The sequence below is a fragment of the Streptomyces sp. NPDC005820 genome, from assembly GCF_040630255.1.
In the GTDB taxonomy this organism is placed as follows: domain Bacteria; phylum Actinomycetota; class Actinomycetes; order Streptomycetales; family Streptomycetaceae; genus Streptomyces.
The window spans coordinates 40,183-66,052 of sequence record NZ_JBEXXE010000024.1 but is presented as its reverse complement, the minus strand read 5'-3'; the positions used below and the strand labels follow the sequence as shown (position 1 = coordinate 66,052).

Annotated in this window: 28 protein-coding genes; 16 read left to right on the top strand and 12 right to left on the bottom strand. The window is 73.0% G+C overall.

The annotated features are described in order from the left end of the window. Positions 1 to 87 precede the first annotated feature (87 nt). The 3 genes from ABZ464_RS28095 (at position 88) to tuf (ending at position 3,747) form a co-directional block, all read left to right on the top strand. Positions 88 to 1,407: an alpha/beta fold hydrolase gene (locus ABZ464_RS28095; protein WP_359281092.1), complete on the top strand. Its 1,320-nt coding sequence runs from the start codon at positions 88 to 90 to the stop codon at positions 1,405 to 1,407. Between the two features lie 136 nt (positions 1,408 to 1,543). Next, positions 1,544 to 2,497 carry a ribose-phosphate pyrophosphokinase gene (locus tag ABZ464_RS28090; protein WP_359280881.1) on the top strand — a complete coding sequence of 318 codons (954 nt, stop codon included), beginning with the start codon at positions 1,544 to 1,546 and terminating at the stop codon, positions 2,495 to 2,497. Between the two features lie 56 nt (positions 2,498 to 2,553). After that, the gene (gene tuf / locus ABZ464_RS28085) at positions 2,554 to 3,747 is read left to right on the top strand and encodes an elongation factor Tu (protein WP_359280879.1); all 1,194 of its coding nucleotides are present in this window, start codon (positions 2,554 to 2,556) and stop codon (positions 3,745 to 3,747) included. A gap of 25 nt (positions 3,748 to 3,772) precedes the next feature. Here tuf and ABZ464_RS28080 read toward each other — a convergent pair whose 3' ends face one another. Beyond that, entirely contained in the window at positions 3,773 to 4,153 is a 381-nt protein-coding gene (locus ABZ464_RS28080) for an anti-sigma factor antagonist (RefSeq protein WP_359280877.1), read from the bottom strand. Between the two features lie 191 nt (positions 4,154 to 4,344). Then, on the bottom strand, positions 4,345 to 4,737 hold the full coding sequence (locus tag ABZ464_RS28075) for a MarR family transcriptional regulator (protein WP_359281090.1): 393 nt from the start codon (positions 4,735 to 4,737) through the stop codon (positions 4,345 to 4,347). A 179-nt stretch (positions 4,738 to 4,916) separates the two neighbouring features. Between ABZ464_RS28075 and ABZ464_RS28070 the strand changes: the two genes are divergently transcribed. Together ABZ464_RS28070 and ABZ464_RS28065 are read left to right on the top strand one after the other, a co-directional pair. After that, on the top strand, positions 4,917 to 6,371 hold the full coding sequence (locus ABZ464_RS28070) for an aldehyde dehydrogenase family protein (protein WP_359280874.1): 1,455 nt from the start codon (positions 4,917 to 4,919) through the stop codon (positions 6,369 to 6,371). A gap of 30 nt (positions 6,372 to 6,401) precedes the next feature. Beyond that, on the top strand, positions 6,402 to 7,508 hold the full coding sequence (locus tag ABZ464_RS28065) for an NAD(P)-dependent alcohol dehydrogenase (RefSeq protein ID WP_359280872.1): 1,107 nt from the start codon (positions 6,402 to 6,404) through the stop codon (positions 7,506 to 7,508). 23 nt (positions 7,509 to 7,531) lie between these two features. On the opposite strand, the gene ABZ464_RS28060 is transcribed toward ABZ464_RS28065, so the two are convergent. Continuing rightward, on the bottom strand, positions 7,532 to 8,482 hold the full coding sequence (locus ABZ464_RS28060; RefSeq protein ID WP_359280870.1) for an NADP-dependent oxidoreductase: 951 nt from the start codon (positions 8,480 to 8,482) through the stop codon (positions 7,532 to 7,534). Positions 8,483 to 8,553: 71 nt separating this feature from the next. Between ABZ464_RS28060 and ABZ464_RS28055 the strand changes: the two genes are divergently transcribed. Both ABZ464_RS28055 and ABZ464_RS28050 read left to right on the top strand, forming a co-directional pair. Further along, positions 8,554 to 9,507 carry a helix-turn-helix domain-containing protein gene (locus ABZ464_RS28055; protein WP_359280868.1) on the top strand — a complete coding sequence of 318 codons (954 nt, stop codon included), beginning with the start codon at positions 8,554 to 8,556 and terminating at the stop codon, positions 9,505 to 9,507. Positions 9,508 to 9,568: 61 nt separating this feature from the next. Then, positions 9,569 to 10,420 (top strand): hypothetical protein, encoded by an 852-nt coding sequence (locus tag ABZ464_RS28050; RefSeq protein WP_359280866.1) that lies wholly within the window; start codon positions 9,569 to 9,571, stop codon positions 10,418 to 10,420. 7 nt (positions 10,421 to 10,427) lie between these two features. On the opposite strand, the gene ABZ464_RS28045 is transcribed toward ABZ464_RS28050, so the two are convergent. Together ABZ464_RS28045 and ABZ464_RS28040 are read right to left on the bottom strand one after the other, a co-directional pair. Continuing rightward, positions 10,428 to 10,991: a TetR/AcrR family transcriptional regulator gene (locus tag ABZ464_RS28045; RefSeq protein WP_359280863.1), complete on the bottom strand. Its 564-nt coding sequence runs from the start codon at positions 10,989 to 10,991 to the stop codon at positions 10,428 to 10,430. Beyond that, positions 10,988 to 11,350: a DUF1304 domain-containing protein gene (locus ABZ464_RS28040; protein WP_359280860.1), complete on the bottom strand. Its 363-nt coding sequence runs from the start codon at positions 11,348 to 11,350 to the stop codon at positions 10,988 to 10,990. Before ABZ464_RS28040 ends, ABZ464_RS28045 begins: the two co-directional genes overlap by 4 nt. Positions 11,351 to 11,488: 138 nt before the next feature. Between ABZ464_RS28040 and ABZ464_RS28035 the strand changes: the two genes are divergently transcribed. Beyond that, complete coding sequence (locus ABZ464_RS28035) at positions 11,489 to 11,956, top strand: pyridoxamine 5'-phosphate oxidase family protein (RefSeq protein WP_359280858.1); 468 nt, start codon at positions 11,489 to 11,491, stop codon at positions 11,954 to 11,956. 342 nt (positions 11,957 to 12,298) lie between these two features. On the opposite strand, the gene ABZ464_RS28030 is transcribed toward ABZ464_RS28035, so the two are convergent. Both ABZ464_RS28030 and ABZ464_RS28025 read right to left on the bottom strand, forming a co-directional pair. After that, complete coding sequence (locus ABZ464_RS28030) at positions 12,299 to 12,601, bottom strand: DUF4235 domain-containing protein (RefSeq protein ID WP_359280856.1); 303 nt, start codon at positions 12,599 to 12,601, stop codon at positions 12,299 to 12,301. A 22-nt stretch (positions 12,602 to 12,623) separates the two neighbouring features. Then, on the bottom strand, positions 12,624 to 13,658 hold the full coding sequence (locus ABZ464_RS28025) for a glutathione S-transferase C-terminal domain-containing protein (RefSeq protein WP_359280854.1): 1,035 nt from the start codon (positions 13,656 to 13,658) through the stop codon (positions 12,624 to 12,626). A 135-nt stretch (positions 13,659 to 13,793) separates the two neighbouring features. Between ABZ464_RS28025 and ABZ464_RS28020 the strand changes: the two genes are divergently transcribed. Then, complete coding sequence (locus tag ABZ464_RS28020; protein ID WP_359280851.1) at positions 13,794 to 14,822, top strand: cation diffusion facilitator family transporter; 1,029 nt, start codon at positions 13,794 to 13,796, stop codon at positions 14,820 to 14,822. A gap of 100 nt (positions 14,823 to 14,922) precedes the next feature. On the opposite strand, the gene ABZ464_RS28015 is transcribed toward ABZ464_RS28020, so the two are convergent. Next, positions 14,923 to 15,369: a nitroreductase family deazaflavin-dependent oxidoreductase gene (locus ABZ464_RS28015; protein WP_359280849.1), complete on the bottom strand. Its 447-nt coding sequence runs from the start codon at positions 15,367 to 15,369 to the stop codon at positions 14,923 to 14,925. Positions 15,370 to 15,545: 176 nt separating this feature from the next. Here ABZ464_RS28015 and ABZ464_RS28010 point away from each other — a divergent pair, with 176 nt between their 5' ends. Then, a complete protein-coding gene (locus ABZ464_RS28010; protein WP_359280846.1) occupies positions 15,546 to 15,992 on the top strand; it encodes a nuclear transport factor 2 family protein in 447 nt (148 codons plus the stop codon). A gap of 27 nt (positions 15,993 to 16,019) precedes the next feature. Here ABZ464_RS28010 and ABZ464_RS28005 read toward each other — a convergent pair whose 3' ends face one another. Then, positions 16,020 to 16,643, bottom strand: coding sequence for a LysE family transporter (locus tag ABZ464_RS28005; RefSeq protein ID WP_359280843.1), 624 nt, complete (start codon positions 16,641 to 16,643; stop codon positions 16,020 to 16,022). A 411-nt stretch (positions 16,644 to 17,054) separates the two neighbouring features. Here ABZ464_RS28005 and ABZ464_RS28000 point away from each other — a divergent pair, with 411 nt between their 5' ends. Further along, positions 17,055 to 17,681 (top strand): HAD family hydrolase, encoded by a 627-nt coding sequence (locus ABZ464_RS28000; protein ID WP_359280840.1) that lies wholly within the window; start codon positions 17,055 to 17,057, stop codon positions 17,679 to 17,681. Positions 17,682 to 17,684: 3 nt separating this feature from the next. On the opposite strand, the gene ABZ464_RS27995 is transcribed toward ABZ464_RS28000, so the two are convergent. Next, on the bottom strand, positions 17,685 to 18,230 hold the full coding sequence (locus ABZ464_RS27995; RefSeq protein ID WP_359281088.1) for a TetR/AcrR family transcriptional regulator: 546 nt from the start codon (positions 18,228 to 18,230) through the stop codon (positions 17,685 to 17,687). Positions 18,231 to 18,380: 150 nt separating this feature from the next. Here ABZ464_RS27995 and ABZ464_RS27990 point away from each other — a divergent pair, with 150 nt between their 5' ends. From ABZ464_RS27990 to ABZ464_RS27980, 3 genes are all read left to right on the top strand, one after another. Further along, a complete protein-coding gene (locus ABZ464_RS27990) occupies positions 18,381 to 18,842 on the top strand; it encodes a nuclear transport factor 2 family protein (RefSeq protein WP_359280837.1) in 462 nt (153 codons plus the stop codon). Positions 18,843 to 18,851: 9 nt separating this feature from the next. Next, a complete protein-coding gene (locus tag ABZ464_RS27985) occupies positions 18,852 to 19,358 on the top strand; it encodes a flavoprotein (RefSeq protein ID WP_359280834.1) in 507 nt (168 codons plus the stop codon). Positions 19,359 to 19,432: 74 nt separating this feature from the next. After that, on the top strand, positions 19,433 to 20,401 hold the full coding sequence (locus ABZ464_RS27980) for an aldo/keto reductase (RefSeq protein ID WP_359280831.1): 969 nt from the start codon (positions 19,433 to 19,435) through the stop codon (positions 20,399 to 20,401). A 12-nt stretch (positions 20,402 to 20,413) separates the two neighbouring features. Here the strand turns inward: ABZ464_RS27980 and ABZ464_RS27975 are convergent, their stop codons facing one another. Continuing rightward, positions 20,414 to 21,187 carry a phytanoyl-CoA dioxygenase family protein gene (locus tag ABZ464_RS27975; RefSeq protein WP_359280830.1) on the bottom strand — a complete coding sequence of 258 codons (774 nt, stop codon included), beginning with the start codon at positions 21,185 to 21,187 and terminating at the stop codon, positions 20,414 to 20,416. Positions 21,188 to 21,248: 61 nt separating this feature from the next. Between ABZ464_RS27975 and ABZ464_RS27970 the strand changes: the two genes are divergently transcribed. Together ABZ464_RS27970 and ABZ464_RS27965 are read left to right on the top strand one after the other, a co-directional pair. Then, positions 21,249 to 22,172 carry a helix-turn-helix domain-containing protein gene (locus ABZ464_RS27970; protein WP_359280827.1) on the top strand — a complete coding sequence of 308 codons (924 nt, stop codon included), beginning with the start codon at positions 21,249 to 21,251 and terminating at the stop codon, positions 22,170 to 22,172. 319 nt (positions 22,173 to 22,491) lie between these two features. Continuing rightward, the gene (locus ABZ464_RS27965) at positions 22,492 to 24,516 is read left to right on the top strand and encodes an RICIN domain-containing protein (protein WP_359280825.1); all 2,025 of its coding nucleotides are present in this window, start codon (positions 22,492 to 22,494) and stop codon (positions 24,514 to 24,516) included. A 19-nt stretch (positions 24,517 to 24,535) separates the two neighbouring features. Here the strand turns inward: ABZ464_RS27965 and ABZ464_RS27960 are convergent, their stop codons facing one another. Continuing rightward, positions 24,536 to 25,798 (bottom strand): SLC13 family permease, encoded by a 1,263-nt coding sequence (locus ABZ464_RS27960; RefSeq protein ID WP_359281086.1) that lies wholly within the window; start codon positions 25,796 to 25,798, stop codon positions 24,536 to 24,538. Positions 25,799 to 25,870: the final 72 nt, after the last annotated feature.

Genomic DNA, 25,870 nt, shown 5'->3' with positions numbered 1-25,870 from the left:
CCCGGTCGCACCAGTCCATGGTCGAAGGCGAACACGACGGCGTGCACCCGGCCCCGCAGCCCCACCGACGGCGATCACGGCCGACAGATACGCGACCACGACAACACCGGGGAGGGGAGGCACCCGCCCGGACCGGCGGACGCGGCCGACCGACCACCGCCCGCAGCATCGCCGTATGACGACCACTCGACTCATCGCAGAACCGCCCCGGTTGCCTTCCCGCCACCGTCGCCTGCGGCTGACCGCCCGTGCCGCGCTCGCCGTCCCCGGGGCGCTGCTCGCCCCGGTCGCCGCCCTCGCGCCCGCGGCCGGCGACGCGCTCGTCGTGACCTGCACGCTCCCCGTGTACGCGGGTGTACGCGCAAGGGGGTCGCCGCGCTGGTCACGGCAGCCGTCCTCCTCGTCACCGCCGCCGGCGCCCACCGTCCTGCGACCGCTCGACGAGCCGGCGCCCCGGCCGCACTCCACCCCGACCGGCTCCCGCCTCGCCTGCACCCGGCTGCCGGCCGAGGGGGCCGCCCGGGCGAGCCCGGTGATCGTGCTGCACGGCGGGCCGGGGACACCCGGCGGCGGCCCCGGCTCCTCGAACATCTCCTCGCCGAGCGCGGCTACGACGTCTACGCGTACGACCAGCTCGGCTCGGGCCGCTCCACCCGGCTGGCCGATCCGACCGGCTGCACGGTCGCCCGGCAGATCGCCGACCTGGAGGCGGTACGGCAGCCGATCGGCGCCGAGCGGGTCGTGCTCCTCGGCGCCTCCTGGGGCGCCACGCTCGCCGCCGAGTACCTGGCCGCCCGCCCCGGCCCCGTCGCCCGCATGGTCCTGACCTTGCCCGGGGCGCGGGGCGGCCGAGGGGGACATCTGGGACCGGCTCACCCGCGCGCAGCAGCGCCGGATCGACGTGCTGGAGGCGAGTCCCCGGCCGGCCGCCCGGTCCCTGCTGATGGGGGCCGACCCGCGCGCCGCCCACGCCTTGGTGCCGGACGCCGAGATCGACCCGGTCTTCGCCCGGCTCCTCGCCTTCGCGGCCCCGGCGGCCACCTGCCACCCGGACCGCCCCCCTGCCCGGCCTGCCCGGCCTGCCCGCCCCCCTGCCCGGCCTGCCCGCCCCCCTGCCCGGCCTGCCCGCCCCCTGCCCGGCCTGCCCGCCCCCTGCCCGGCCTGCCCGCCCCCTGCCCGGCCTGCCAGCCCCCTGCCCGGCCTGCCCGCCCCCTGTCCGGCTTCTACGCCAACCAGCTCACCACCGCCGACCGGCTCACGGTCCCGGACCCGCGCCCCGCCCTGTGGCACAGCCACGTGCCGGTGCCGGTCGTGCGCGGCGACTGGGACACAAGAACCCCGGCATCGCCCACCGTCCCCCTCGCGGGCCATCTCGTCGACCTCGAGCAGCCCACGGTGTACCGGTGACCGGATTCCTGGACTCCTGACGCGGGGCCCCCGGTGCCCGAGGGGCTCCTGAGGGTGGGTAAATCGGGAGGGATCCGTAGCATGAGAGATCCCGTGAGAGATCCCCTCCAGCCGGACCTGGTCGAGGAGTCCTTTCGTGCGAGACATCTCCGTGTTCAGCGGCAGCGCCCACCCCGAGCTGGCCGCCGAGGTCTGTTCCCACCTCGGCGTGCCGCTGAGCCCGACCCGGCTCAGCAGATTCGCCAACGACTGTCTGGAGGTGCAGCTCCAGGCCAACTGCCGGGAAAGGGATGTCTTCCTGGTCCAGCCCCTGGTGAGGCCCGTGCAGGAGCATCTCGTGGAGCTGCTGCTGATGTGCGACGCGGCCCGCGGCGCGTCCGCCGGCCGGATCACCGTCGTCATGCCGCACTACTCCTACGCCCGCTCCGACAAGAAGGACGCGCCCCGGATCTCCCTCGGCGGCCGGCTGGTCGCCGATCTGATGGCGGCGGCCGGCGTCCACCGGGTCCTCGCCATGACCCTGCACTCACCGCAGGTGCACGGCTTCTTCTCGATGCCCGTGGACCATCTGCACGCCCGCCGGGAGCTCGCCGCCCACTTCCGCCGCTACGACCTGACCTCCACCACCGTCGTCTCGCCCGACCTCGGCAACGCCAAGGAGGCCGCCGCGTTCGCCCGGATGATCGGCGCCCAGGTGGCGGCCGGCGCGAAGCAGCGCTACGCCGACGACCGGGTGAGCATCAACTCCGTGATCGGCGAGGTCACCGGGCGGGACGTCATCGTCCTCGACGACGAGATCGCCAAGGGCAGTACCGTCCTCGAACTGCTCGACCGGCTAAGGGAGTTGGCGCCGCGCTCGATCCGGGTGGCGTGCACGCACGGCCTGTTCGCGGGCGGCGCCCTCAAACGGCTCAGCGAGCAGCCCGACGTCCTGGAGATCGTCTGCACGAACACCGTGCCGGTGCCCGCCGAGGAGCACACCGACAAGCTGCGGATCCTGTCCATCGCGCCCGCCCTGGCCGAGGCCGTGCGCCGCATTCACAACGGTGAGTCCGTCAGCGCCCTGTTCGACGCGGCCCGCAGCGAATAGACAGGAAGGAGTGGATACGCGCATGTCGTCACCCATGTGACCAGGGAGGGCTCGCAGTGGCGAAGGCGAAGTTCGAGCGGACCAAACCACACGTCAACATCGGCACCATCGGGCACATCGACCACGGCAAGACGACCCTCACGGCAGCCATCACCAAGGTGCTGCACGACAAGTTCCCCCAGCTGAACCCCTTCACCCCGTTCGACCAGATCGACAAGGCGCCCGAGGAGCGGCAGCGCGGCATCACCATCTCCATCGCCCATGTGGAGTACCAGACCGAGCGCCGGCACTACGCGCACGTGGACTGCCCCGGGCACGCCGACTACATCAAGAACATGATCACCGGCGCGGCCCAGATGGACGGCGCGATCCTGGTGGTCGCGGGCACCGACGGGCCGATGCCGCAGACCAAGGAGCATGTGCTGCTGGCCCGGCAGGTGGGCGTGCCGTACATCGTCGTCGCCCTCAACAAGACGGACATGGTCGACGACGAGGAGATCCTGGAGCTGGTCGAGCTGGAGGTGCGGGAACTGCTCACCGAGTACGAGTTCCCGGGCGACGAGGTGCCCGTCGTACGGATCTCCGCGCTGCGGGCCCTGGAGGGCGACCCGCGGTGGACGCAGTCGGTGCTGGACCTGCTGGACGCGGTCGACGAGGCGGTGCCGGAGCCGCAGCGGGACGTGGACAGGCCGTTCCTGATGCCGATCGAGGACGTCTTCACCATCACCGGGCGCGGGACGGTCGTCACCGGCCGCATCGAGCGCGGCACGCTGCGGGTCAACAGCGAGGTGGAGATCATCGGCATCCACCACCAGAAGACGAGGAGCACGGTCACCGGCGTGGAGATGTTCCGCAAGCTCCTCGACGAGGGCCGGGCCGGGGAGAACGTCGGCCTGCTGCTGCGCGGGATCAAACGGGACGAGGTGGAGCGGGGCCAGGTGGTGATCAAACCGGGCTCGGTCACCCCGCACACCCGGTTCGAGGCACGGGCGTACATCCTGTCCAAGGACGAGGGCGGCCGGCACACGCCGTTCTTCCAGAACTACCGCCCGCAGTTCTACTTCCGTACGACGGACGTGACGGGCGTGGTGACCCTGCCGGAGGGCACCGAGATGGTCATGCCGGGCGACAACACCACCATGCTCGTGGAGCTGATCCAGCCGATCGCGATGGAGGAGGGGCTGAAGTTCGCCATCCGCGAGGGCGGACGGACCGTGGGGGCCGGACAGGTGACGCGGATCGTCGCCTAGCGCGGCTGTCCGGCGGGCGGCGCGGTCATAAGGTGCCGGAGGTGGCCTCGGGCTGCCCCAGGGCCGCGTCCAGGGTCGTGGCGGGCGGCAGCAGCCGGTGCAGTCCGGTGGCCTTGAGCACGCGCAGGGCCAGCGGGTGGGTGCACACCAGCCGGAGCTCGCCGTCCTGGTCGAGCACCCGGCTGCGGGCCCGGTACAGCAGGCGGAGTCCGGAGCAGTCGAAGAAGTCGATCGGCGACAGGTCGATGACCACCCGCGGCGCGGGCCCGGCGGTCGCGTCGTCGAGCCACGGACCGATCTCCGTCGCCGCGACGATGTCGATCTCGCCGCGGAACTCCAGCACCGTGTACCCCCGCTCCTGCCGGACGCACAGGTGCGGGGTGTCCGCGGCGGGTTCCTGCTGCACGACGACATCGCCTCCAACCCGCTCCACCGGTCGGGAGCCTTCAACGGGGGGGAAGCGCACAGCAGTTCCCCGCCCCAGCAAGGTACCCCCGATGGAGTGAATTTCAGCATGTTCGATTGACATATGTCTTCGAAATGCGGGCGTGTCTCGACCGAGTTTTTTCGCGCCGTGAGCGAAGGGGTGCGAGAAGCTTACGAGAGGGCGTGCCAGGCCTTGGACAGGGCCGTGCGGAACTGCTCCCTCTGGTGTGCCGTGAGGTCCCGCACCATCCGCTCCTCCAGCTCCCGCACCCGGCACGCGTACTGCTCCAGCAGCTCGCGCCCGGCCTCGGTGAGCAGGATCAGCAGCTCGCGCCGGTTGCGCGGATTGCGCTCGCGACGGATCAGGCCGCGGTTCTCCAGGGTGCGCACCAGATCGGCGATGGACTGCGCGGTCACGAAGGAGTCCCGGGCCAGCTGGGCGGCGGACAGCCCGTCGTGCCGCTCCAGGACGGTCAGCGCCGTGTACTGCAGGGCGGTGATTCCGGACGGCTTGACGAGCTCGTCCAGATGGGATCGCGCGACGAGCTCCACCTGTTTCACCATGTACAGCAGGGACGGGGGTTCCCGGTGGGGCGGGCGCGAGGGTGTCGCTGCCTGGTCTGTCTGGGTGCCGGCCATGAGTCCGAGCGTAGACCATTGACAGGAAACCTGTCTGTAATGAGACTGCGGACCAACAGGAATCCTGTTAGTTGAAATCTTGGCGACGATGCTGAGGAGTGGTGATGACCACCTTCGAGATCGACCCCGGTCGACTGTTCATCGGGGGACAGTGGCGCGAGGCCGCGGACGGAGCGCGGACCGAGGTGGTCGACCCGTCCCGGGGCGCGGTCGTCACCACCGTCGCGGAGGCGGGCGCCGCCGACGTGGACGCCGCGGTGCGGGCCGCCCGAGAGGCCTTCGACTCCGGCCGGTGGTCCGGGCTCAGCGGTCGCGAGCGCGGCCGGATCCTGCTGCGTGTGGCCCAGCTGATCCGGGAGGAGGCCGACGAGATCGCCCGGCTGGAGAGCCTGGACGTCGGCAAGCCGATCACCCTGGCCCACGCGGTCGACGTCACCAACGCGGCCAACGACTACGAGTACTACGCCACCCTCGCCTTCTCCCTGGAGGGCGGCAACCGCGACACCCCGATGAACGCGCTGGCCTACACCAAGCGCGGACCGATCGGCGTCGTCGCGGCCATCACCCCCTTCAACTTCCCTCTGATCCTGGCCGGTTCGAAGCTGGCCCCGGCCCTCGCCGCCGGCAACACCGTCGTCCACAAGCCCGCCGACGAGACCCCGCTGAGCGCCCTGTACATGGCGGGCCTGCTCCAGCGGGCGGGTGTGCCCGACGGTGTCGTCAACGTCGTCACCGGCACCGGGCCGGTCGCCGGCGAGGCGCTGCTGCGGCACCCCGGCGTCGACAAGATCGCCTTCACCGGCTCCACCGCGATCGGCCGGCACGCCGCGAGCATCGCCGGCGAGAACCTCAAGCCGGTCACCATGGAACTCGGCGGCAACGCCGCGCACATCGTCTTCGAGGACGCCGACCTGGAGAAGGCCGTGGGCGCGGTCATCAAGGGCTTCGTCTTCAACACCGGCCAGTTCTGCATGGGCGGCCCGCGTCTGCTGGTGGCCCGCCCGGTCTACAGCACCCTGCTGAACATCCTCGCCGAGGCCGTCCCCGGCGTGCCCGTGGGCGACCCGCGCGCGGCGGAGACCGTCGTCGGACCCATGGCGGGGGAGAAGCACCTGCGCAAGGTCGAGGAGTACGTCGACCTCGCCCGCAAGGAGGGCGCCCGCATCGTCTGCGGCGGTGAGCGTCTCGACCTCGACGGCGGCTACTACTACAAGCCCACCGTCCTCGCCGACCTCCCCAACGACTCCCGGGTGATCCAGGAGGAGATCTTCGGCCCGGTCCTCACCGTCCAGCCCTTCGACGACGAGGACGAGGCGGTCGCCCTCGCCAACTCCACGCCGTACGGCCTGGCCTCGGGTGTCCAGACCGGCAACCTCGCCCGCGCCCACCGGGTCGCCGACCGCCTCCAGGCCGGCATCGTCTGGGTCAACGACTGGGCCATGCTCGACCCGGCCGTCCCCTTCGGCGGCGTCAAGGACTCCGGCTTCGGCCGCGAGTACGGCCCCGAGGCGCTCGCCTCGTACACCAAGGTCAAGTCCGTCGTCGTCTCGCTCGACTGAACGCGCCGCACTGCAAAGGGAGTTCAACCCATGTCCATCACCACACGCGCGGCCGTCGTCGAGTCCGGCGGAGCACCCTTCACCCTCTCCGAGGTCGTCCTGGACGAGCCCCGCCCGAACGAGGCGGTCGTCCGGCTGGTGGCGGCCGGCCTGTGCCACACCGACCTCGGCGTGGCGAGCGGCGGACTGCCCTTCCCGCTGCCCGGAGTCCTCGGCCACGAGGGCGCCGGGGTCGTGGAGGCGGTCGGATCGGCCGTCACCGGAGTGGCCCCCGGCGACCATGTCGTCCTCTCCTTCACCTCCTGCGGCGAGTGCCGCAACTGCCACGGCGGCCACCCCGCCTACTGCGCCACCTGGCTGCCCCTGAACCTCCTCGGCGGCAGCCGCGCCGACGGCACCGGCACCATCAGCCGCGACGGCGAGCCGCTCGGCGGTCACTTCTTCGGCCAGTCCTCCTTCGCCGAACGGGCCCTGGTCGACGAGCGCAGCCTGGTCAAGGTCGACCCCGACGTCCCGCTGACGTCGATCGCCCCGCTGGGCTGCGGTGTGCAGACGGGCGTCGGCGCCGTCTGGAACGTCCTGAAGCCCACCGCCGGCGACACGATCGTCGTCCTCGGCGCCGGAGCCGTCGGCCTGTCCGCCGTCATGGCCGCCGCCCTCAGCCCCGCCACCACGATCATCGCCGTCGACCGCGTCGCCGAACGCCTGGAACTCGCCAAGGAGTTGGGCGCCACCCATACCGTGGACGCCGGACAGGCCGCGCTCGGCGAGGCCGTCGCCGAGATCACCGGCGGCCGGGGCGCCGACGGCATCGTGGAGACCACGGGCAGCACGGCCGTGCTGCGCCAGGGCGTCGACGCGCTCGCCGCCCGCGGCACCCTGGTCGTCGTGGGCGCACCGCCCTTCGGCAGCGAGGTCGCCCTGGACGTCAACGGGTTGCTCGGCGGCAAGCAGGTCGTCGGCCTCACCCTCGGCGACAGCGAGACGCAGACCTTCATCCCGGCCCTGGTGGACCTGGTCAAGTCCGGACGGCTCCCGCTGGACCGGCTGATCGGCACCTATGCCTTCGAGGACATCGACCAGGCGGTCCAGGACATGACCTCGGGCAAGACCGTGAAGCCGGTGCTGACCTTCTGACGGACGGGCCCGTCGACGGGCCGTCAGTCCACCGTCAGGACCAGCTTCCCGGTGGTCCGGCCGGTGTCGCCGAGCCTGTGCGCCTCGGCGGCATCGGCCAGCGGGAACGTCCCCGCGATCGTCGCGCGCAGCTTCCCCGCCTCCACCAGCTCGGCGATCGTCCGCATCCCGGCCCGGTCGGCGTCCACGAGCATCCGGACCGCGCGCACCCCGAGCCGCCCGGCCTCCTCGTGGAACTCCCGCGACCCCGCCGGCAGGATCGACACCACGACGCCGCCCGGCCGCAGCACCCGCAGTGAGCGCGTCGCGTTCTCCCCGCCCAGCGTGTCCAGGACGACGTCGACGTCCTTCACGGCCTCGGTGAACTCGGTCTCCCGGTAGTCGATCACCTCGTCGACGCCCAGACCCCGCAGGAACGTGTGCTTCCCCGCGCTGGCCGTCCCGATCACATACGCCCCGCGCGCCTTGGCGATCTGCACCGCCACATGCCCCACGCCCCCGGCGGCCGCGTGGATCAACACCCTCTGCCCGGCCTCGAGTCCGGCGTTCTCCACCAGTGCCTGCCAGGCGGTCAGCGAGACCAGCGGCAGCGCGCCCGCCTGGACGTGGTCGACACCGGCGGGCTTGTGCCACAGGGCACGGACCGGGGCGACGGCGTACTCGGCGTGCGAGCCGTGGCCGTAGGGGTACGGCAGCATCCCGAAGACCTCGTCGCCCGGCGCGAAGGTGGCGACGCCGATGCCGACGGCCTCGACGGTGCCGGAGAGGTCCCAGCCCAGGACGAAGGGCGGCTCGCCCAGGAACCCGCCCGTGGCGCGGTGCTTCCAGTCGGTCGGATTGACGCCGGCGGCGCGCACCCGCACCAGTACCTCGTTCGCCCGCGGGGCGGGCCGCTCCACTTCCTTCTCCTTCAGGACCTCGGGACCGCCGAGGACGTCCTGGCCGATGACACGCATGGTGTGCACAGTGCTCATGGTGAACCAGCGTGCCGGGCCCGCCCCCGCCGGGAAATGGCATGAATGCCAACCTCCGATAGAATCATGCCATGCCCCAGCGAGCCCCCCACCGTGTCGTCGTCCTCGCCCTCGACGGCGTCTACCCCTTCGAGCTCGGCATCCCGAGCCGGATCCTCGGCGCCGCCGACGACCGCTACGAGGTGCTGACCTGCACGGTCGACGGCCGCCCGGTCGCCACGAACGCCGATTTCACCATCGGCGTCGAGCACGGCCCCGAGGTGCTGGAGACGGCCGACACGGTCGTCGTCGCGTCCGTGTCGCCCGAGCGGCTCACGGAGGAACTGCCGTCTGCGGTCGCCGCGGCTCTCGCCCGGATCCGCCCCGACACCCGGATCGTCTCGATCTGCACGGCGGCCTTCGTCCTCGCCGCTGCGGGCCTTCTCGACGGCCGCCGGGCCACCACCCACTGGAACTGCGCCGACCGCTTCCGCCGTATGTACCCGCAGGTGGACCTGGACCCGGACGTCCTCTTCGTGGACGACGGCCGGATGCTGACCTCGGCCGGTGCCGCCGCCGGCGTCGACATCTGTCTGCACCTCGTCCGCAAGGACCACGGCAGCGAGCTCGCCAACAAGGTGGCCCGCCGCTGTGTCGTGCCCCCGTTCCGCGACGGCGGCCAGGCCCAGTACATCGAACAGCCGGTGCCCGAGACCGGCCCGGCGAGCACGGCCGCCACCCGGGCCTGGGCCCTGGAGCACCTGGACGAACCCCTCGCCCTCGCCGACCTCGCCGCGCACGCCCGGATGAGCCTGCGCACCTTCGCCCGCCGCTTCCAGGACGAGGTGGGCGTCAGCCCCGGCCGCTGGCTGATCCAGCAGCGGGTGGTGCACGCCCGGCAGCTGCTGGAGGCCAGCGACCTCTCCGTGGACCAGATCGCCGGCCGGGTCGGCTTCGCCACCGGCGCCTCGCTGCGCCAGCACCTCCACGCGGCGATCGGGGTCTCACCGCAGGCCTACCGCAGAACGTTCCAGACGGCCCGCTGAACGTACCGGCCCGCCCCGGCGTCGTAGGGACACGGGATCGGCCGGAGGGACGGGGACGGACATGCGCAGAGCACCAGTGGTGGTGACGGTGACACTGATGGCGGTCGTGGGCTGCGGGGCGGGGGACCGGGCGGACGTGGTCGTCGAGGGGACGCCGCCGCCGAAGCCGTACGCCGGACCGCTGGACATCGCCACGAGGGCCCTCGACGAGGACACCCCGCAGGCCCTGCTCACCGCGTCGGGTGCCGCGGGCCGGGCGCTGGAGTGCGACGGGGAGATCTCCTGGGGCGGCGGGCCCGACGGCTGGGGAAAGGGCGACGGCGGTGACAGCCCCGAGGACGGGCTGCGGCGCTACTTCGAGATGTTCGACCCTGCGGGACCCCGCTCCGGGTTCCGCGTCGAGCGCCAGGAGTCCGACCGGGTCCTGTACTCCTACGACGTCGGCGGCCGGACGAAGGTGGCGGTCGTCGTCGCCCGGGACCAGAAGGACCGGCCCGGCTGGGGTCCGGAGACCTATGCCTCCTGCGATCCCGCCGAACTCCCCGCGAGCGTCACGGACTCCGGTCACGAGGAGATCTGGACCGACCGCGACGGCAGGCGGCTCCCGACGACCACCGTCAGCAGTTACGCGGGCGCGGAGCACTGCGACTGGCAGAGCGCGCACTTCCTGGGCATGGGCCGGCGCGAGGACCACCGCCAGTACGTCCGTGACCCCGACGGCGTGATCGCGCAGGAGCTGCTGACCTCGCCCTACGACGGTGACGTCCGGATGCCGGACGACGCGCACGACACCGGATACCGCTACCGGGACTGGCAGTTGTGGCTGACGGACGACCGCACGACGGCCTACGTCCGGACCGGCGAGGGTGTCGAGGCCTGGCCGCTCGCGAAGGAGATGGTGGCCTGTCTGTGACCGTGGGTCAGCGGCTGGCGTGCAGCGCGACCAGCAACTGCCAGACCTGGTCGGCGATTTCGGCGGGGGTGCCGCCGAGGTCGCCGTGCAGCCAGTCGGCCAGCACACCGGCGAAGGTCGCGGCGACGGCCGAGGCCACCAGCGGGGCGTCGGCCGCGCCCGCCCGCTCACGCTCCCGCAGACTGTAGGCCCGCAGGTCCCGGTGCAGCACCCGGCCGAGCGGACCGCCGCCGCCCGGCGCGAGCAGGGTGCGGTAGAGCGGGGCGTGCGGGGTGAGCGAGGCGAAGAACTCCGCCAGGGCGGCCGGCGCCCGCACCGGGTCCGGCCGCCCCTGCCAGGCGTGCAGCGCCTCCACGGCCTCCCGTACGACATCCGCGCACGCGTCGACCGCGACGGCCTCCAGGTCCGGATAGTGCACGTAGAAGGTGGCCCGGCCGACACCGGCCCGCCGCACCAGCGCCGCCACGCCCACCTCCTCCAGCGGCCGCTCCGCGCACTCCGCCAGCAGCGCGGCCCGCAGCCGCGCCCGCGTCCGGGCCGCCCTCGGGTCCTCGGCCTCCGCCCGGATCACTGCGCGATCAGCACCGCGGCCAGGGCGAGCGCGCCGGGCAGCGCCTGGGCGACCAGGATCCGCCGGTTGGCGGTGACCGCGCCGTACACGCCCGCGACGATCACGCAGGACAGGAAGAACACCTGCGCCGCGAACCCCGTCGGATCCCCGGCGACGAGCCCCCACACCAGCCCCGCCGCCAGGAACCCGTTGTACAGCCCCTGGTTGGCGGCCAGCGCGGCCGTCCGCTGCGCCATTTCCGCGTCGAACCCGTGGAAGCCCATCCCCGGCTTCTTCTGCCACAGGAACATCTCCATCACCAGGATGTAGAGATGCAGCACCGCCACCAGCGCGACCAGCACATTCGCCAGAATTTCCATGATCTCCCTCAAACTTCTTGGACAGGTGTCCCGTTATAGTGGACACCTGTCCAAGAAGTCCAGTCGCGGATCGGGGCGGTCCCGGGGGCGAGGGCTGTGCCGGGGTGCGGGGGCGCGGGGCGTGGCCACACTGGAGACATGACCCGAGCACCGGCACGCACCGCGCAGCAGCGCAAGCACGACACGCTCCACCGGCTGGAACACGACGTCGACGTCTGGGTCGCCACGGCCGCCGAGGACGGCGCCGCACCCCAGCTGGCCCCGCTCTCCTACGTCTGGGACGGCGCCGTCCTGCTGGTCGCCGCCCCGGTCACCACCCTCACCGGCCGTGCGCTGCGGGACACCGGGGTGGCCCGGCTCGCCGTCGGTCCGGCCGACGACGTGGTCATGATCGAGGGCCAGGTCCTCCCCGTACAGCCCGCCGACCTCCCGGAGGAGGACGCCGAGATCTTCGCCGGCAAGACCGGCTTCGACCCCCGCGAACTGGCCGCGCCCCACCTCTACTTCCTCATCCGCCCCCAACGGATCCGCTCCTGGCGCACCCACGAGGAGGAGACGGAGGGGTGCGAGGTAATGCGCGACGGGCAGTGGCTGGTACCCGGCTGAACCCGCCCAGACCACCACACCAAGCCCGGCCCCCTTCAGCCCCGGCCCCCTTTCGGCCCCGGCCCCCTTCAGCCCAGGTCGCTCGGCCCGGCGTCTCGGTCCGGCGTCTCGGTCCGGCATCTCGGTCCGTGCGTCTCGGCCGCGTCTCAGCCCGGCGTCTCGGTCCGGTCGCTCAGCCCGGCCCCTCAGCCCGGCCCCTCAGCCCGGTGTCTCGGTCGCGTCTCAGCCCGGCGATAGGGTCCGGTTGCTCAGCCCGGTTGCTCAGCCCGGTTGCTCAGTCCGGCCTCTCGGTCCGGCCTCTCGGTCCGACCCCCTCAAGCCCGCCCCCTCAAGCCCGCCCCCTCAAGCCCGGCCCCCCTTCTCCTTCGTCGGCCATGCCCCCGTCGACCGTTCGATGGCCTTCGCGCCCGTGCGGTCGGCCGCGCTGCGGGCCGCTGCGAAGATCGCGCCCTGGAGCGCCGCGGCCAGCAGGATCTCGGCCCAGCCGCGATCGCGGTCCAGGGCGTCGGGGGCGTCGTCCTCGTGGCGGATCGCCTTCCACGCCTTGCGGAACGCGACCCCGGCCAGCGCGCCGCTCGCCCAGCCGAGGACGAAACCGACGGGCTGGTAGACGAGCGGGAGCTTCCTCTTCTTGTTCTTGGCCACCGAGTCCTCCTCCTTGAGCCGATCAGGGCCGCCCCCGCGCCGGCACCTCCTCGTCCGCGCGGACCGGCCCCGGCGCGGTGCCGTTGCCGAAGGGCCGGCCACCGAGCCGCTCCCGGCCGTGCGGGGTCGGCCAGCCCGCCAGGTCCGGGCCGACGGGAACGATCCTCGTCGGATTGATCCCGGTGTGCACCTGGTAGTAGTGCCGCTTGACGTGGTCGAAGTCGACGGTGTCACCGAATCCCGGCGTCTGGTAGAGGTCCCGGGCGTACGCCCACAACACCGGGTCCTCCGTGAGCTTGCGGCGGTTGCACTTGAAGTGCCCGTGGTAGACGGCGTCGAAGCGGACCAGCGTGGTGAACAGCCGGACGTCGGCCTCGGTGATCGTGTCGCCGACCAGATACCGCTGCCGCGCGAGCCGCGAACTCAGCAGCTCCAGCCGCCGGAAGACGGCCGCACAGGCCTCCTCGTACTCCTCCTGCCCCCGCGCGAAGCCCGCCCGGTACACCCCGTTGTTGACGTCCTCGTACACCTCGGCCATCACCGTGTCGATCTCGGCGCGCAGCTCCTCGGGGTAGAGGTCGGGCGCCCCGGGGCGGTGCAGGGCCCGCCACTCGGTGGCCAGGTCGAGGGTGATCCGCTGGTAGTCGTTGGTCACCAGCCGTCCGCTGGGCACGTCCACGATCGCCGGCACGCTGACCCCGCTCGGATAGCCGGTCTCCCGGCGGTCGTAGGCCTCGCTGAGGTGGCGGATTCCGAGCACCGGGTCACGGTCGTCCGGATCGAGGGTGAATCGCCAACTGCGGTCGTCCTGGATCGGATCGGCGACCGCCATCGACAGCGCGTCCTCCAGACCGAGCAGCCGCCGCGAGATCACCGCCCGGCTCGCCCACGGGCAGGCACGGCTGACCACCAGACGGTAGCGCCCGGCCTCCACCGGCCAGCCGTCCCGGCCGTCCGCGGTGATCCGGTCCGTGAAGTGACTCCTGGACCGCTGGAACCGCCGGTGCCCGTACCCGCTGTTGCCATCGGCCCCGGCACCGCCCCGTCCGCCACTCATGTGGAACCTCCCGCACGCATCTGCGACCTCCCCGCCGCTCGCACCGGGCTTCCCGGCCCGCGTCCTCCTGACCGCGTTCCCCGATTTCCGCCGACGGCACGGTGTGATCCCGACCTGCCGGGGCAGTCGGCTCGCGTGAGCGGGACAACACCGAAGCCGACGAGCGGCACGGCCCGACGGACGCGGGCCGACCGCAGGACACGCCTCACCGTCCTGGTCGCCCTCGCCGCCAACCTCGTCATCGCCGCCGCCAAGACGGCCGGGGGTCTGCTGGCGGGCTCGCCCGCGCTGCTGTCGGAGGCCGCGCACTCCGTCGCCGACAGCCTCAACGAGGTGTTCCTGCTGGCCGCGCTGCGCCGCAGCCGTCGCCCGGCCGACCGGCGGCACCCCTTCGGCTACGGCAAGGAACGCTTCTTCTGGTCGCTCCTCGCCGCCGTGGGGATCTTCGTCATGGGCGGCTGCTTCTCCTTCTTCCAGGGCACCGAGGCGCTCAGGACCGGCGCCGACGAGAAGACCGGCGGCTATGTGGCCGGCCTGATCGTCCTCGGCGTCGCCCTCCTCGCCGAGGGCGCCTCCCTCCTGCGCGCCCTGCACCAGGTGCGCCGGCAGGGCGGCGCCGCCCGGCTGCGCGACCCGGCGCTGCGCACCGTCGTCGCCGAGGGCGGCACCGCCGTACTGGGCGTCACCCTGGCCGCCGCCGGCATGGCGCTGCACATGGTCACCGGGAACGTCGTGTGGGAGGCGTCCGCCTCGCTGGCGATCGGCGCGCTCCTCGTGTACGTCGCGTTCCACCTCGGCCGGGAGGCCCGCGACCAGCTCATCGGCGAGGCCGCCGACCCCGAGACCGGCTCCCGGATCCGGGAACTGCTGGCCGCCGAGCCGGAGATCGACAGCGTGGAGGCGCTGTTCACCATGAAGACGGGCCTCGACACGGCTCTCGTCGCCGCCCGGGTGGACCTGATGCCGGGCCTGGACTGGGGGTCCCCCCGCTCGAGCGAAGTCGAGAGTGGGGGAGAGCGTGTGGAGGAGGCCGCCGACCGGATCAAGCGTTCCATCGGCGAGGCCGTCCCCGAGGCGGACGAGATCTTCCTCGATGTCACCGACCGTCCGCCGCCCGAGGCACGCAAGAGCCCCGCCGCGACGGGGGAGCGCGGCGGGGCCTGACGGTCGCGTGCCCGGTGCGGGCCGGTTCATGCGCCCCGGCGGCGGATTCTTCTACGCGTTCGCCGCCACCGTGGGATCACGCGTCCGCCGCCGCCGGGGGTCAGCCGGCCGCCGGCTCGGCGACGAACACGGGTATCTCCCGGTCGGTCTTCTCCTGGTATTCGGCGTACGGCGGATACGCGGCGACGGCCCGCTCCCACCACTGGGCCTTCTCCGCCCCGCTGATCTGGCGGACCGTCATGTCCTGCTTCTCGGGCCCGTCCTGGAGCTCCACCTCCGGGGCGGCCTTGAGGTTGTGGTACCAGACCGGGTGGGTGGGCGCCCCGCCCTGGGAGGCGACGAGCGCGTAGCGTCCGTCGTGCTCGACCCGCATCAGCGGGGTCTTGCGGAGCTTGCCGCTCCTGGCGCCCCGGGTGGTCAGCAGGATGACGGGCATCCCCGTGTCCATCAGCGTCGTCCCCTCGGTGCCGCCGGAGCTCTCGTACAACTCCACTTGGTCGCGCACCCACTGGGTCGGGCTGGGCTCGTACTCGCCGTCGAGAGGCATGACATCCGTCCCTTTCGTCGTATGCATCGCATTCCGTCGCGTGGTCGGTCCGACCGGCTGTCCGCATTCAACACCGGCGCCCCCGTGAATCATCCGCACCCGGCCCGCCCCCTACGAGTGCACCCTTACCTCGCGGGTAATCGCGCCGCCCGCACCCCACCGGCACACTCGGGGTCATGACGAAGACGACCGACACCAGCGCCGGCGCCGGGACCCGCGCCGTCGTCGAGGAGCTGTTGCGCCGTATCGCCGAGGGCGACCCCGAGCGGATCGCCGCGCTGTACGCCGACGGCGTCGACTGGCGGCTGTCCTGGCCCGAGGACGAACACGGCCGCACCGGGACGCCCTGGATCCGGCACCGCGCCACCCGGGCCGACGCCGCCGACCACTACCGGGCCCTGGCCGCCCACCACACGCCAGGGGCGGCGGACACCCGGGTCGGACACGTCCTCGTCGACGGCGCCGACGCCGTGGTGCTGGGCGAGATCCGCCAGACCGCCGCCCCCACCGGCCGCCCCTACCGGGCCGGATTCGCCCTGCACCTCACCGTCACCGGCGGACTCGTCGTCCGCCACCACGTCTACGAGGACAGCCTGGCCGTGGCCCGCGCCTTCGCCCCCTGACCGCCCTGACCGCCCGGGCCGCACCGCCTACACCACCATCCCCACGGCCAGCACGGTCATCACCCCGCTCGACACCAGCGCGGTCGCGAGCCGCCCCCGGTGACCGGTCAGAGCCCGGCCGAGCAGGGCGCCGCCCCCGGCCAGCAGCAGCTGCCAGCTCGCGGAGGCGGCGAAGGCCGCCAGCACGAACACGCCCTGTTCCAGGGGCCGTACGGCGCCCGTGGTGCCGGTGCCGAGCACCAGCGCGGCGAAGTAGACGACGGTGGTCGGGTTGAGCAGCGTGATGCCGAGCAGACCGAGGTAGGCCCGGGCGGCGTTCGGCGGTGTCGGCACGGAGCGGGTGGTGAGCCGGTGGGTCCGGTACTGGCGTACGGCCGTCAGCGCGCCGCGCGCCGCGAGGACCAGCAGCACCAGGGCCGAGGCCCAGCGCAGCGGCACCAGCACCGGCCGCAGCGCGGCGGCGAGAGCGGATCCGCCGACGGTGGCCAGCAGGGCGTAGAGCCCGTCGGCCGTGGCGACCCCGAGCGCGGCGCACGCGCCGGTGCGCAGAGAGGTACGGGCGGTGAGGGAGACGAGGTAGGTCGCGACGGCCCCGACGGGTACGGCGATGCCGTAGCCCGCGATCAGGCCCGCGACGAGCGCGGCCGTCATGGACGCGCGGGCTCGGGCCTCCGGGGACGGCCGGGCTGCTGCTGGAGCCGCGCCGGAAGGACGGCGTCGGACAGCGGCGGCACGAGAACGGTGAAACGAGACATGGCCGGATCCTGCGGCCCGCCCCCACCCGTCGGCAAGTGGTTTTCCCGGGGGACGCTTCCGGCCATCCTGCCCCTGTCACCGATGTGGCCGAACTCCCTGTCAAGCTGTCCGGACCGGCCGGACGACCCGGAGCTAAGGGACGGCGCCACCGCCCCGCTGAGCATCTTGACCGGGGGGCTCCCGGGGTGTGAACGGCCAAGGAGACAAGCCTCCGTGCGCCCCGCGCGGATCGCCGCCCGGGTTGCTGCGCACGGCCCGGTGCGCCAGGGTCGACGGGGAACCGGATCATCGTGCGGAGGCGCCGACATGCCCGTGCTCTTCTTCGACATCGGAGCGACCCTCGCGGACGCGGCCGTCGAGGCCGACGGTTCCCTGACCCTGCGGCCCCGGCCGCGCGTCCTGGCCGTGCTCGACTCCTTCGGCGAGGTGCGCAAGGGGATCGTGTCCAACCCCGGCCCGGGCGAAGAGGCCGCCGCCCGGGCCGCGTCCGCCCTGCACACCGCGTTCCCGGGCCGCTTCCCCGACGCGGCGCTGGTGCTCTGGGGTGCGAAGAACAGCCCGGCGATCTTCGAGCGGGCGGTGGCCGCCACCGCCCGCGACGGGATCCCGGCGGTGCCGGCCGACGCGTGCGTGTTCACCGGCGAGGACGCCCGGGAGCGGGCCTTCGCCGCACAAGCCGGACTGCGCACGGCGCCCCACCCCGTGCTCACCCTCGCCGCGGTGGAGGGACGGCCGGTGTTCGAGGCCCGTGTCGCCCTCCCGGCGGGGCGGGGGCCGGCCGATCTGGAGGCGGTCGCCGGCACGACCGAGGCCGTGGTGCTGCCCGGCGGCGGGCCGGGCCTCGTCCCGGCACTGGTGAGCGAGCTCGGCGCCGACGTCCTCGACCGCGCCGGATTCGCGGTGGACCTGCGCGACCCCCTGCCCCTCGACTGACGCTCACCCCAGCAGCAGCCGGGCCGCCTCCCGCGCCTGTGCGGCCGGCGCCGTCGCCCCCTCGATCCCGGCCGTCACCATCGCGCCCTCGGCCAGCAGGAACAGCGGTCCGGCCAGGGCGCCGGGCAGACCGGCCTCGGCGACCAGCGCGCCGAGATACTCCCGGAACGCCCGCTTGTGCGCCCGTACCCGGTCCGCCACCCGCTCCGAGGTCGCGCCCAGCTCGCCGTAGGCGTTGATCCAGGCACAGCCCCGGAAGTCCGGCTCCGCGAACCACTCCTCCAGCCAGTCGAACACCGCGAGGATCCGCTCCCGGGGCTCCTCCCGCCGCGCCACGAACTCCGCGAGCCGCCCCCGCCAGCGCAGGTCCCGCCGCTCCAGATACGCCTCCACCAGTACTTCCTTCGCGGGGAAGAGCTGATACAGCCGCTTGAGCGAGACCCCCGAGGCGGCCCGGACCTCGTCCATCCCCACGGACTGCACACCCCGCCCGTAGAACAGCATCTCCGCGGCGTCGAGCGCCTGTTCGCGGGCCGTCGCGCCGTCCATGGCCACCATCACCGTGCTCCCGATCCTCCTCGCGCGCTCTCCTCGCCGGTCCTCCTTGACGATGAGAACGGCCGTTCTCTACGGTGGCAGCGTACCGGAGAACGCACGTTCTCCAGGTGCCGTCGGCCCCGCACCCCCAGGAGGAGCCCCATGTCCGACCCCCGTCCGCCCTTCCCGCCCTTCACCCGGGAGACCGCCGCACAGAAGGTCCAGGCCGCCGAGGACGCCTGGAACACCCGCGACCCGCACCGCGTCGCGCTCGCCTACTCTGAGGACTCCGTCTGGCGCAACCGCGACACCTTCCTCGCCGGCCGCGCCGCGATCGTCGACTTCCTGACCGCCAAATGGGCCCGCGAGCACGAGTACGCCCTGCGCAAGGACCTGTGGGCCTTCGACGGGAACCGCATCGCCGTCCGCTTCCAGTACGAGTCGCGGGATGCCGACGGCCAGTGGTGGCGCTCGTACGGCAACGAACTCTGGGAGTTCGACGAGCGCGGCCTGATGACCCGCCGCGAGGCCGGCATCAACGACGTACGGATGGACGAGCGGGACCGCCGCCTCCACGGCCCGCGCCCCGAGTCCGAGCGAGGGCTGTCCTTCCCGCTCGCATAGGGTTCCCGGGTGACCGCACCGGACGAGAAGCCGCCCTTCCTCTATGTCGTCGTCTGCGCCGCCGGCATCGCCTCGGGCGTCGGCAGACTGATCACCGCCGCCCGGGAACGGGACTGGCAGGTCGGGGTCATCGCCACCCCGCACGCCATGAACGGCTTCTTCGACACCGCCGCCGTCGAGGCACAGACCGGCCGGCCGATCCGCTCCGCCTGGCGGAGCCCCGGGGACCCGCGTCCCTTCCCCGACCCGGACGCGGTCGTCGTCGCCCCGGCCACCTTCAACACGATCAACAAGTGGGCGGCGGGCATCGCCGACACCCTCGCCCTCGGCACCCTGTGCGAGGTGACCGGCCAGGGCGTCCCGGTCGGCGTCCTGACCTGCGTCTCCGACGGCCTCGCCGCCCACCCCGCCTACCAGGACAGTCTCATACGGCTGCGCGGCCTGGGCGTCCGCTTCGGACCGCCCCACCAGGGCGGGGAGTTCGGCTGGGAACGGGCGCTGGACCTGGTGGAGTGAGTCACCCGGGGCAGCGCCCCGCGCCGACGTAGGCTCCCCTCTGTGTACTCCCCACCGAGTCAGGAGCAGCATCGATGCAGTACGTGAAGCTCGGTTCGACGGGCCTGGACGTGTCGCGGATCTGTCTGGGCTGCATGACCTACGGCCTGCCCGACCGGGGCGCACACGAATGGACCCTCGACGAGGAGGCCGCGCGCCCGCTGATCCGGCAGGCGCTGGACGCCGGCATCACCTTCTTCGACACCGCGAACGTCTACTCCGACGGCACCAGCGAGGAGATCGTCGGCCGGGCGCTGCGCGACTTCGCCCGCCGCGACGAGATCGTCCTCGCCACGAAGGTGCACGGCCGGATGCGCCCGGGCCCCAACGGCGGCGGCCTCTCCCGCAAGGCGATCCTCTCCGAACTCGACCACAGCCTGACCCGCCTCGGCACCGACCACGTCGACCTCTACCAGATCCACCGCTACGACCCGTACACCCCGGTCGAGGAGACGATGGAGGCGCTGCACGACGTGGTCAAGGCGGGCAAGGTCCGTTACATCGGGGCGAGTTCGATGTACGCCTGGCAGTTCTCCAAGATGCAGTACACCGCCGAACGGCACGGCTGGACCAAGTTCGTCTCCATGCAGAACCACTACAACCTCCTCTACCGCGAGGAGGAGCGCGAGATGCTGCCGCTCTGCGCCGACCAGGGCGTGGGCGTCCTGCCCTGGAGCCCCCTGGCCCGGGGCCGCCTCACCCGCGACTGGGGAACCCGCACCGAGCGCAGCGCCACGGACACCTTCGGCGGCACCCTCTACCTCGAGGGCGACCACACCATCGTCGAGGCGGTCTCCCGCATCGCCGCCACCCGCGAGATCCCCCGCGCCCAGGTGGCCCTGTCCTGGCTCCTCCACCGGCCCCAGGTCACGGCCCCGATCGTCGGCGCCTCGAAGCCCCGGCACATCGAGGACGCGGTGGCGGCGACCCAACTCCACCTGACCGAAGAGGAACTGGGGGAACTGGAGCAGCCCTACACCCCCCATCCCATCGCCGGCCACTGAAGCGCGCCCGAGCTAGTGCGCACCCCTTGGCGACGCGAACTCCGTCCCACAGGGCCCCGCGCCTTCACTCTCCCGCAGGGAAACCCGCGCCCCACTCATGGTCATGGTCCGGTAATACCGCCCGATCCGCTCCGTCGACCGCCCCACGTAGTGCCCGATGAACGACCGCCGGAACCGGTCCGCGCTCCGGTTCGGCGGAGACCCGTGCACCAGACTCCCGTTGAAGAACAGGACATCCCCCGGCGCCATGTCCACCGGCACGGGCGCCAGCCCGGCCGGCGGCGGCACATACTCCCGAGCGAACGACACCTCCGCATTCGCCTCCTCCGGACAGAACACCTCCATCCGATGCGTACCGGGAACGACTTCCAGCCCCCCGTTCCCGCGATCGATCTCGTCGCACGCCAGCCAGGCCGCCACACACGTGCCCGGCTCCACCCGCAGATAGAAGTTGTCCTGGTGCAGCGCCTGCCCCCGCGCCCCCGGCGGCTTGAAATAGAACATGCTCTGCGCGGCCAGCACCTCCTCGCCCAGCAGCGTCTCCAGCACCTCCCGCAACCGCCCGTCCAGCAGCACCCGCCGGGCGAGCGCGCTGATCTCGTGCGGATGCATCACCCTCGGATACCGGTCCAGCGGATCGTCCCCGGCGCGCGGTTCGAAGTGCCCCGGCACCGCCCGCCCCGCCGCCTGGAGCCCCGTGAACTCCGCACGCAGGCGCTCCACTTCCTCGTACCCGAACAGCCCCCGGACGACGGTGAACCCGTCCTTCTCGTACTGCTGCAGCATGTGTGCCCTCCTCGATCGGCCCCCTTATCGTGAGGCGGACCCGGCCCACCGGAGGATGCCCATGCCTGCTGACGACCTGCCCGTCCCTGTCGGGCCCGGGGACCCCTCCCCGCCGCCCGGTCTGGTGGTGGCCGCCCACTTCGACGAGGGCCCCGGGTACGGCGTCGACCGGCCCCGGGGAGCGGACAGCTGGCTGTTCACCTGGACGACCGGCGGCCGGGGCCGGCTGTGGCAGGGCGCGAGCGAGGTCCGGGCCGGCACCGGCGATCTGGTCGTCCTGGCGCCGGGCGTCCCGCACGGCTACGCCGTCGAACCCGGCGCCGCACACTGGCGGTTCTGGTGGGCGCACTGCCAGGCCCGCCCGTCCTGGACCCCCTGGCTGCGCCCGTACGGCACCGACGACGGCCTGTACGCCGTGACCCCCGTCCCCGCGGCCCTGCGCCCGCGCGTCGAGGCCGCGTTCCGGCGCCTGCACGCCGACGCCCGGTGGACCGGGGGAGCGCAGGAGGCGCCGGAAGGCTCCGGCATCGTCGTGGCGCACGGCACCGCCGCCCGCGAACTCGCCCTGTGCGCACTGGAGGAGGCCGTCCTGCTCACCACGGCCGCCGCCCGTGCGCCTCTCCCGCCGCCAGGCCTCGACGAGCGCGTCCGGCGCGTCCAGGCGATCCTCGCCGCCGATCCGGGTGCCCCGCACACCGTCGGCTCCCTCGCCGCGCGGGTCGCGCTGTCCCCCTCCCGGCTGTCCCACCTCTTCGCCGAGCAGACCGGACAGTCCCCGATGCGGGCGCTGCGCGAGGCACGGCTGCGGCACGCCGCCCGACTGCTGGAAGGCACCGATCTCCCCGTGGAACGCGTCGCGGCGGCCTCCGGATTCGTGAGCCCCTTCCACTTCACCCGGGTGTTCCGCGCCCGCTACGGCAGGCCCCCCGGCGCGTACCGGGACGGAATACGGGCCACAATGGACGTCCCGGGAAACGGCCCCTGAAAACGACGGCAAAAAGGGACACCGATACCGGGACCCTCCCTAACTCAGACAGTGCATTGACGTTTCGTCAATTCCCGGGCTCCGCACACTGTGCACGAAACCGCGAGATCTCTTGTTCCTCCTGGTCCGGCTGTGCGAAGGTGTGGCGTGTCGGCGCACGGACAACGTTTTCTCCCCTGTGCGCGCGAGGCCCCTGTGTTCCGTCGCACCCCCCATGCTTCAAAAGAGCCGGCTCCTCCGCTGACTTCACAGGTGTCGAACCCTGCCTATTGCCGCATGTCCCGCTCCCCCCGGACATGCCTCCAGGAGGAATGCAGCCTTGAATGACGCAGGCCTGTCGAATTCCCCTTCGGCTCGCCGCCTCGACGCGACGGACGAACAGCTGAGCGCGGAACTGACCCAATGGACGGGGGAGGCGCCCGCACTCCACCCCGTCGGTGAGTTGCTGGACCGGCACTGGGAGGCGGCCTTCGCCTACGCGCGGCTGTGCACCGACGGCGAACGCGCGGCCGGAATGCTCACCACCGCCGCCTTCACCCGGCTGTTCGGCGCGACCCAGCACCAGGACGGACCGACCGCCGCCTGGCGCCCCCATCTGCTGGCCACCGTCCGCCGGCTGGCCGCCGAGTGGGACGCCGACGGCCGCCGTGACCTGCTCCACCCCGCCCTGCGCGTCCAGGACGACGAGGGCACGCCGGTCGCCGCCCGACTCCTCCCGCCGGCCAACCGGCGCATGATCGCCCGCGCCTTCCAGCGGCTGCCCCAGTCGGCCCGCTGCCTGCTCTGGCACACCGAGGCCGAGGCCGAACCCCTCGCGATCCCGGCCGGACTGCTCGGCCTCGACGAGGAAGGCGCCCACGTCGAACTGCGGCGCTCCCGCGAGCGGTTGCGCGAGGAGGTCCTCCAGGTCCACCGCGAACAGGCCACCGACGACGAGTGCCACCGCTACCACCGCCTGCTGGACGTCACCTGCCGCCGCCGCGGTATCGACGTCGACCCCGACCTGCGCGGCCACACCGAGCAGTGCCGGCACTGTGCGCACACCGCCGACCAGCTCCTGCAGTTCGAGGGCCTCCTCGGCGTCGCCCTGGCCGAGGGCATCCTGGGCTGGGCGGCCGGCGCCTACCTGGAGGGCAGGGCCACCGCGGACGGACGCGAACGCACGGCGGCGCCGGAGCGGGACCGCCGTCCGGCCGCCGTGGGCGAGGCCTTCGACGGCGAACCGGCCGCGCCCCGGACGCCCGCCGACGCCCCGGCGCAGACCGTCGCGTCCGCCGCGCGGAACCGGGCCGAGGCGCCCCGTCCGCCGGCCGGTACCGGCTCGGGGGCCGAGATCGCCCTGCGTCCCGCGTCCCGCCGCTCGGACCGCAAGGCGGCCCGCCGGGCCGCCCGCCGCCGCAACCTCACGGCCGCCGTCCTGACCGTCAGCGGCATGGTCGTCCTCCCGCTCGTGGTGTGGGCCGCCCTCGGCTCCGACGGCGGCACCGGCACGACCGCGGGCGAAGGCGCGAAGACCCCGTCGGCGGGCACCGACACCGCCACCGACAGCCCGTCCTGGATCGCCGACGAGGAGACCCAGGGCACCCTGCGCGGCCGACTGCACAACGTCGCCTCCGGGCTGTGCATCGGCGTCGCCGGCGGCAAGGCCGCCAAGGGCGCCGAAATCGAACTCGCCACCTGCTCCTCCGACGCCGGCCAGCAGTGGACGTACGAGACCGACGGACTGCTGCGCAGCGCCGCCGACCCGAACCTGTGCCTCGACTCCCACCTCGGCTACTCCGTGCGGCTCGGCGAGTGCGCGGACTCCTCCGCGGCGACCGCCAAGAACGTCCGGTACGACTTCACCCTCCAGGGCACGCTCGTCCCGCGCTCCGACCAGAACCTGGCCCTCGCCCCCGCCGCCACCGACGGCTCGGGAGCCCTGGTCCTGAAGACCCGCGCGAACGGAACCTCCCAGCGCTGGGTGATCGACACCTCGCAGCCCGACCCCCAGATGGAGTTCGTCAACTGGGGCGCCGACGACACCGGGTCCGCCGACCCGACGCCCACTCCCACCCCCAAGTCGGCCACGCCCAAGTCCGACCCGGCCCCCTCGGCCACCCCGACGACCCCGAGGACGACGAGCTCCTCGGGCACCTCCTCCTCGTCCAGCACCTCCTGCTCGTACTTCTCCTGGTACTACTGCACCTGGGGCGGCAAGGACGGCGGCTCCGGATACGGCTACGGCGGTTCCGGGTACGGCTACGGCGGCTCGGGCTACGGCTCCTCCGGCAGCGGGTACGGCGGATACGGCTCCGGATACGGCTCCGGAAACGGCTCCTACTCCGGCGGCGGAGGCCACTGACACCGGCGCGGCGGCGGGCTCAGGCCAGTTGGAGGGACACCCACAGCGCCACGACCGCCGCGCCCAGCGTGACCGGCACGGTGAGCAGGCCGAGCCGGGTGAACTCCCCGACCTCGACCCGCTCCGCGCGCTCCTGCACCACCCGCCGCCACAGCAGGGTCGCGAGCGAGCCGGCGTACGTCAGGTTGGGGCCGATGTTCACCCCGAGGAGCACCGCGAGGACGGCGCCGGTCCCGGCCGGGGCCGCCAGCGGGACCAGCACCAGGACCGCGGGCAGATTGTTGATCAGGTTGGCGAGCACGGCGGCCACCGCGGCGACGCCGAGCAGCGCGAGCAGCCCCGAGCCGTCCGGCAGGGCGTGCCGCAGCGCAGCCGCGAGCCCGTTGTCGACGACCGCCCGGACCACGATCCCGAGCGCGAGCACGAACGCCAGGAAACCGGGCGCCGCGGACCGCACCACGGCCACCGGCGTCACCCGCCGCCGCGCCAGCGCCCGCCCGGCCATCACCAGCGCGCCCGCGAACGCCGCCCACGCCGGTTCGATCCCGAGCGCCGAGGCCACCACGAACCCGGCCAGCGTGCACCCCACCGTGACCAGCGCGAACACCGGCACCTCGGGCGCCGGTCCGGCGTCGGGCACGGCCTCCGCGCCGGCCGGTCCGGCGGGCAGGTCGTCGGCGAAGAAGCGCCGGAAGACCGCGTACTCCAGGCTCACCGCGACCAGCCACGGCAGTGCCATCAGCGCCGCGAACCGGGTGAAGCTCAGCCCGCTCGCCGTGAACGCCAGCAGGTTCGTCAGATTGGACACCGGCAGCAGCAGCGAGGCCGTGTTGGACAGATGCGCGCAGGCGTAGACGTGCGGCTTCGAGCGCACCCCCATCCGGGCGGCCGTGGCGAACACCACCGGCGTCAGCAGCACCACCGTCGCGTCCAGACTGAGCACGGCCGTGATGACGGAGGCCAGCACGAACACCGCGGTCAGCAGCCGCCGGGGCCGCCCCGCGGCCCGCCGCGCCATCCACGCCCCGCACGCCGTGAAGAGCCCCTCGACATCGCACAGGTGCGCGAGCACCAGCACCGCCGCGAGAAACCCGACGACGGGCCCGAGCCGCTCGGCCTCCTCCAGCGCATGCCCCGGCGAGATCGCCCCCAGCCCCACGGCCACGACAGCGGCCGGCACGGCGACGAACGCCTCCGACCGCCCGGCAGGACGCAACACGGCCCACACAAGCGAGGCGACAAGCAGCGAGACGGACAGAATTTCGGCGAGCGGGGCGTTCAGGGCGGATCTCCGGAGCGGGTTCAGATGGTGGTTCAGGGCCCGTCCACCCACCCAGGGGCGCGGGGCTGCATT

What these genes read in the sequence shown, in the direction of transcription:
- ABZ464_RS28075 (WP_359281090.1), bottom strand. Translation starts at nt 4,737, where the DNA reads ATGGTGAAACAGGTGGAGCTCGTCGCGCGATCCCATCTGGACGAGCTC.
- ABZ464_RS27975 (WP_359280830.1), bottom strand. Translation starts at nt 21,187, where the DNA reads ATGCTGCAGCAGTACGAGAAGGACGGGTTCACCGTCGTCCGGGGGCTG.
- ABZ464_RS27995 (WP_359281088.1), bottom strand. Translation starts at nt 18,230, where the DNA reads ATGGACGGCGCGACGGCCCGCGAACAGGCGCTCGACGCCGCGGAGATG.
- ABZ464_RS28015 (WP_359280849.1), bottom strand. Translation starts at nt 15,369, where the DNA reads ATGCCTCTCGACGGCGAGTACGAGCCCAGCCCGACCCAGTGGGTGCGC.
- ABZ464_RS28050 (WP_359280866.1), top strand. Translation starts at nt 9,569, where the DNA reads ATGCGCAGAGCACCAGTGGTGGTGACGGTGACACTGATGGCGGTCGTG.
- ABZ464_RS28025 (WP_359280854.1), bottom strand. Translation starts at nt 13,658, where the DNA reads ATGAGTGGCGGACGGGGCGGTGCCGGGGCCGATGGCAACAGCGGGTAC.
- ABZ464_RS28010 (WP_359280846.1), top strand. Translation starts at nt 15,546, where the DNA reads ATGACGAAGACGACCGACACCAGCGCCGGCGCCGGGACCCGCGCCGTC.
- ABZ464_RS28060 (WP_359280870.1), bottom strand. Translation starts at nt 8,482, where the DNA reads ATGAGCACTGTGCACACCATGCGTGTCATCGGCCAGGACGTCCTCGGC.
- ABZ464_RS27980 (WP_359280831.1), top strand. Translation starts at nt 19,433, where the DNA reads ATGCAGTACGTGAAGCTCGGTTCGACGGGCCTGGACGTGTCGCGGATC.
- ABZ464_RS28040 (WP_359280860.1), bottom strand. Translation starts at nt 11,350, where the DNA reads ATGGAAATTCTGGCGAATGTGCTGGTCGCGCTGGTGGCGGTGCTGCAT.
- ABZ464_RS28055 (WP_359280868.1), top strand. Translation starts at nt 8,554, where the DNA reads ATGCCCCAGCGAGCCCCCCACCGTGTCGTCGTCCTCGCCCTCGACGGC.
- ABZ464_RS27970 (WP_359280827.1), top strand. Translation starts at nt 21,249, where the DNA reads ATGCCTGCTGACGACCTGCCCGTCCCTGTCGGGCCCGGGGACCCCTCC.
- ABZ464_RS28005 (WP_359280843.1), bottom strand. Translation starts at nt 16,643, where the DNA reads ATGACGGCCGCGCTCGTCGCGGGCCTGATCGCGGGCTACGGCATCGCC.
- ABZ464_RS27990 (WP_359280837.1), top strand. Translation starts at nt 18,381, where the DNA reads ATGTCCGACCCCCGTCCGCCCTTCCCGCCCTTCACCCGGGAGACCGCC.
- ABZ464_RS28035 (WP_359280858.1), top strand. Translation starts at nt 11,489, where the DNA reads ATGACCCGAGCACCGGCACGCACCGCGCAGCAGCGCAAGCACGACACG.
- ABZ464_RS28070 (WP_359280874.1), top strand. Translation starts at nt 4,917, where the DNA reads ATGACCACCTTCGAGATCGACCCCGGTCGACTGTTCATCGGGGGACAG.
- ABZ464_RS28065 (WP_359280872.1), top strand. Translation starts at nt 6,402, where the DNA reads ATGTCCATCACCACACGCGCGGCCGTCGTCGAGTCCGGCGGAGCACCC.
- ABZ464_RS28000 (WP_359280840.1), top strand. Translation starts at nt 17,055, where the DNA reads ATGCCCGTGCTCTTCTTCGACATCGGAGCGACCCTCGCGGACGCGGCC.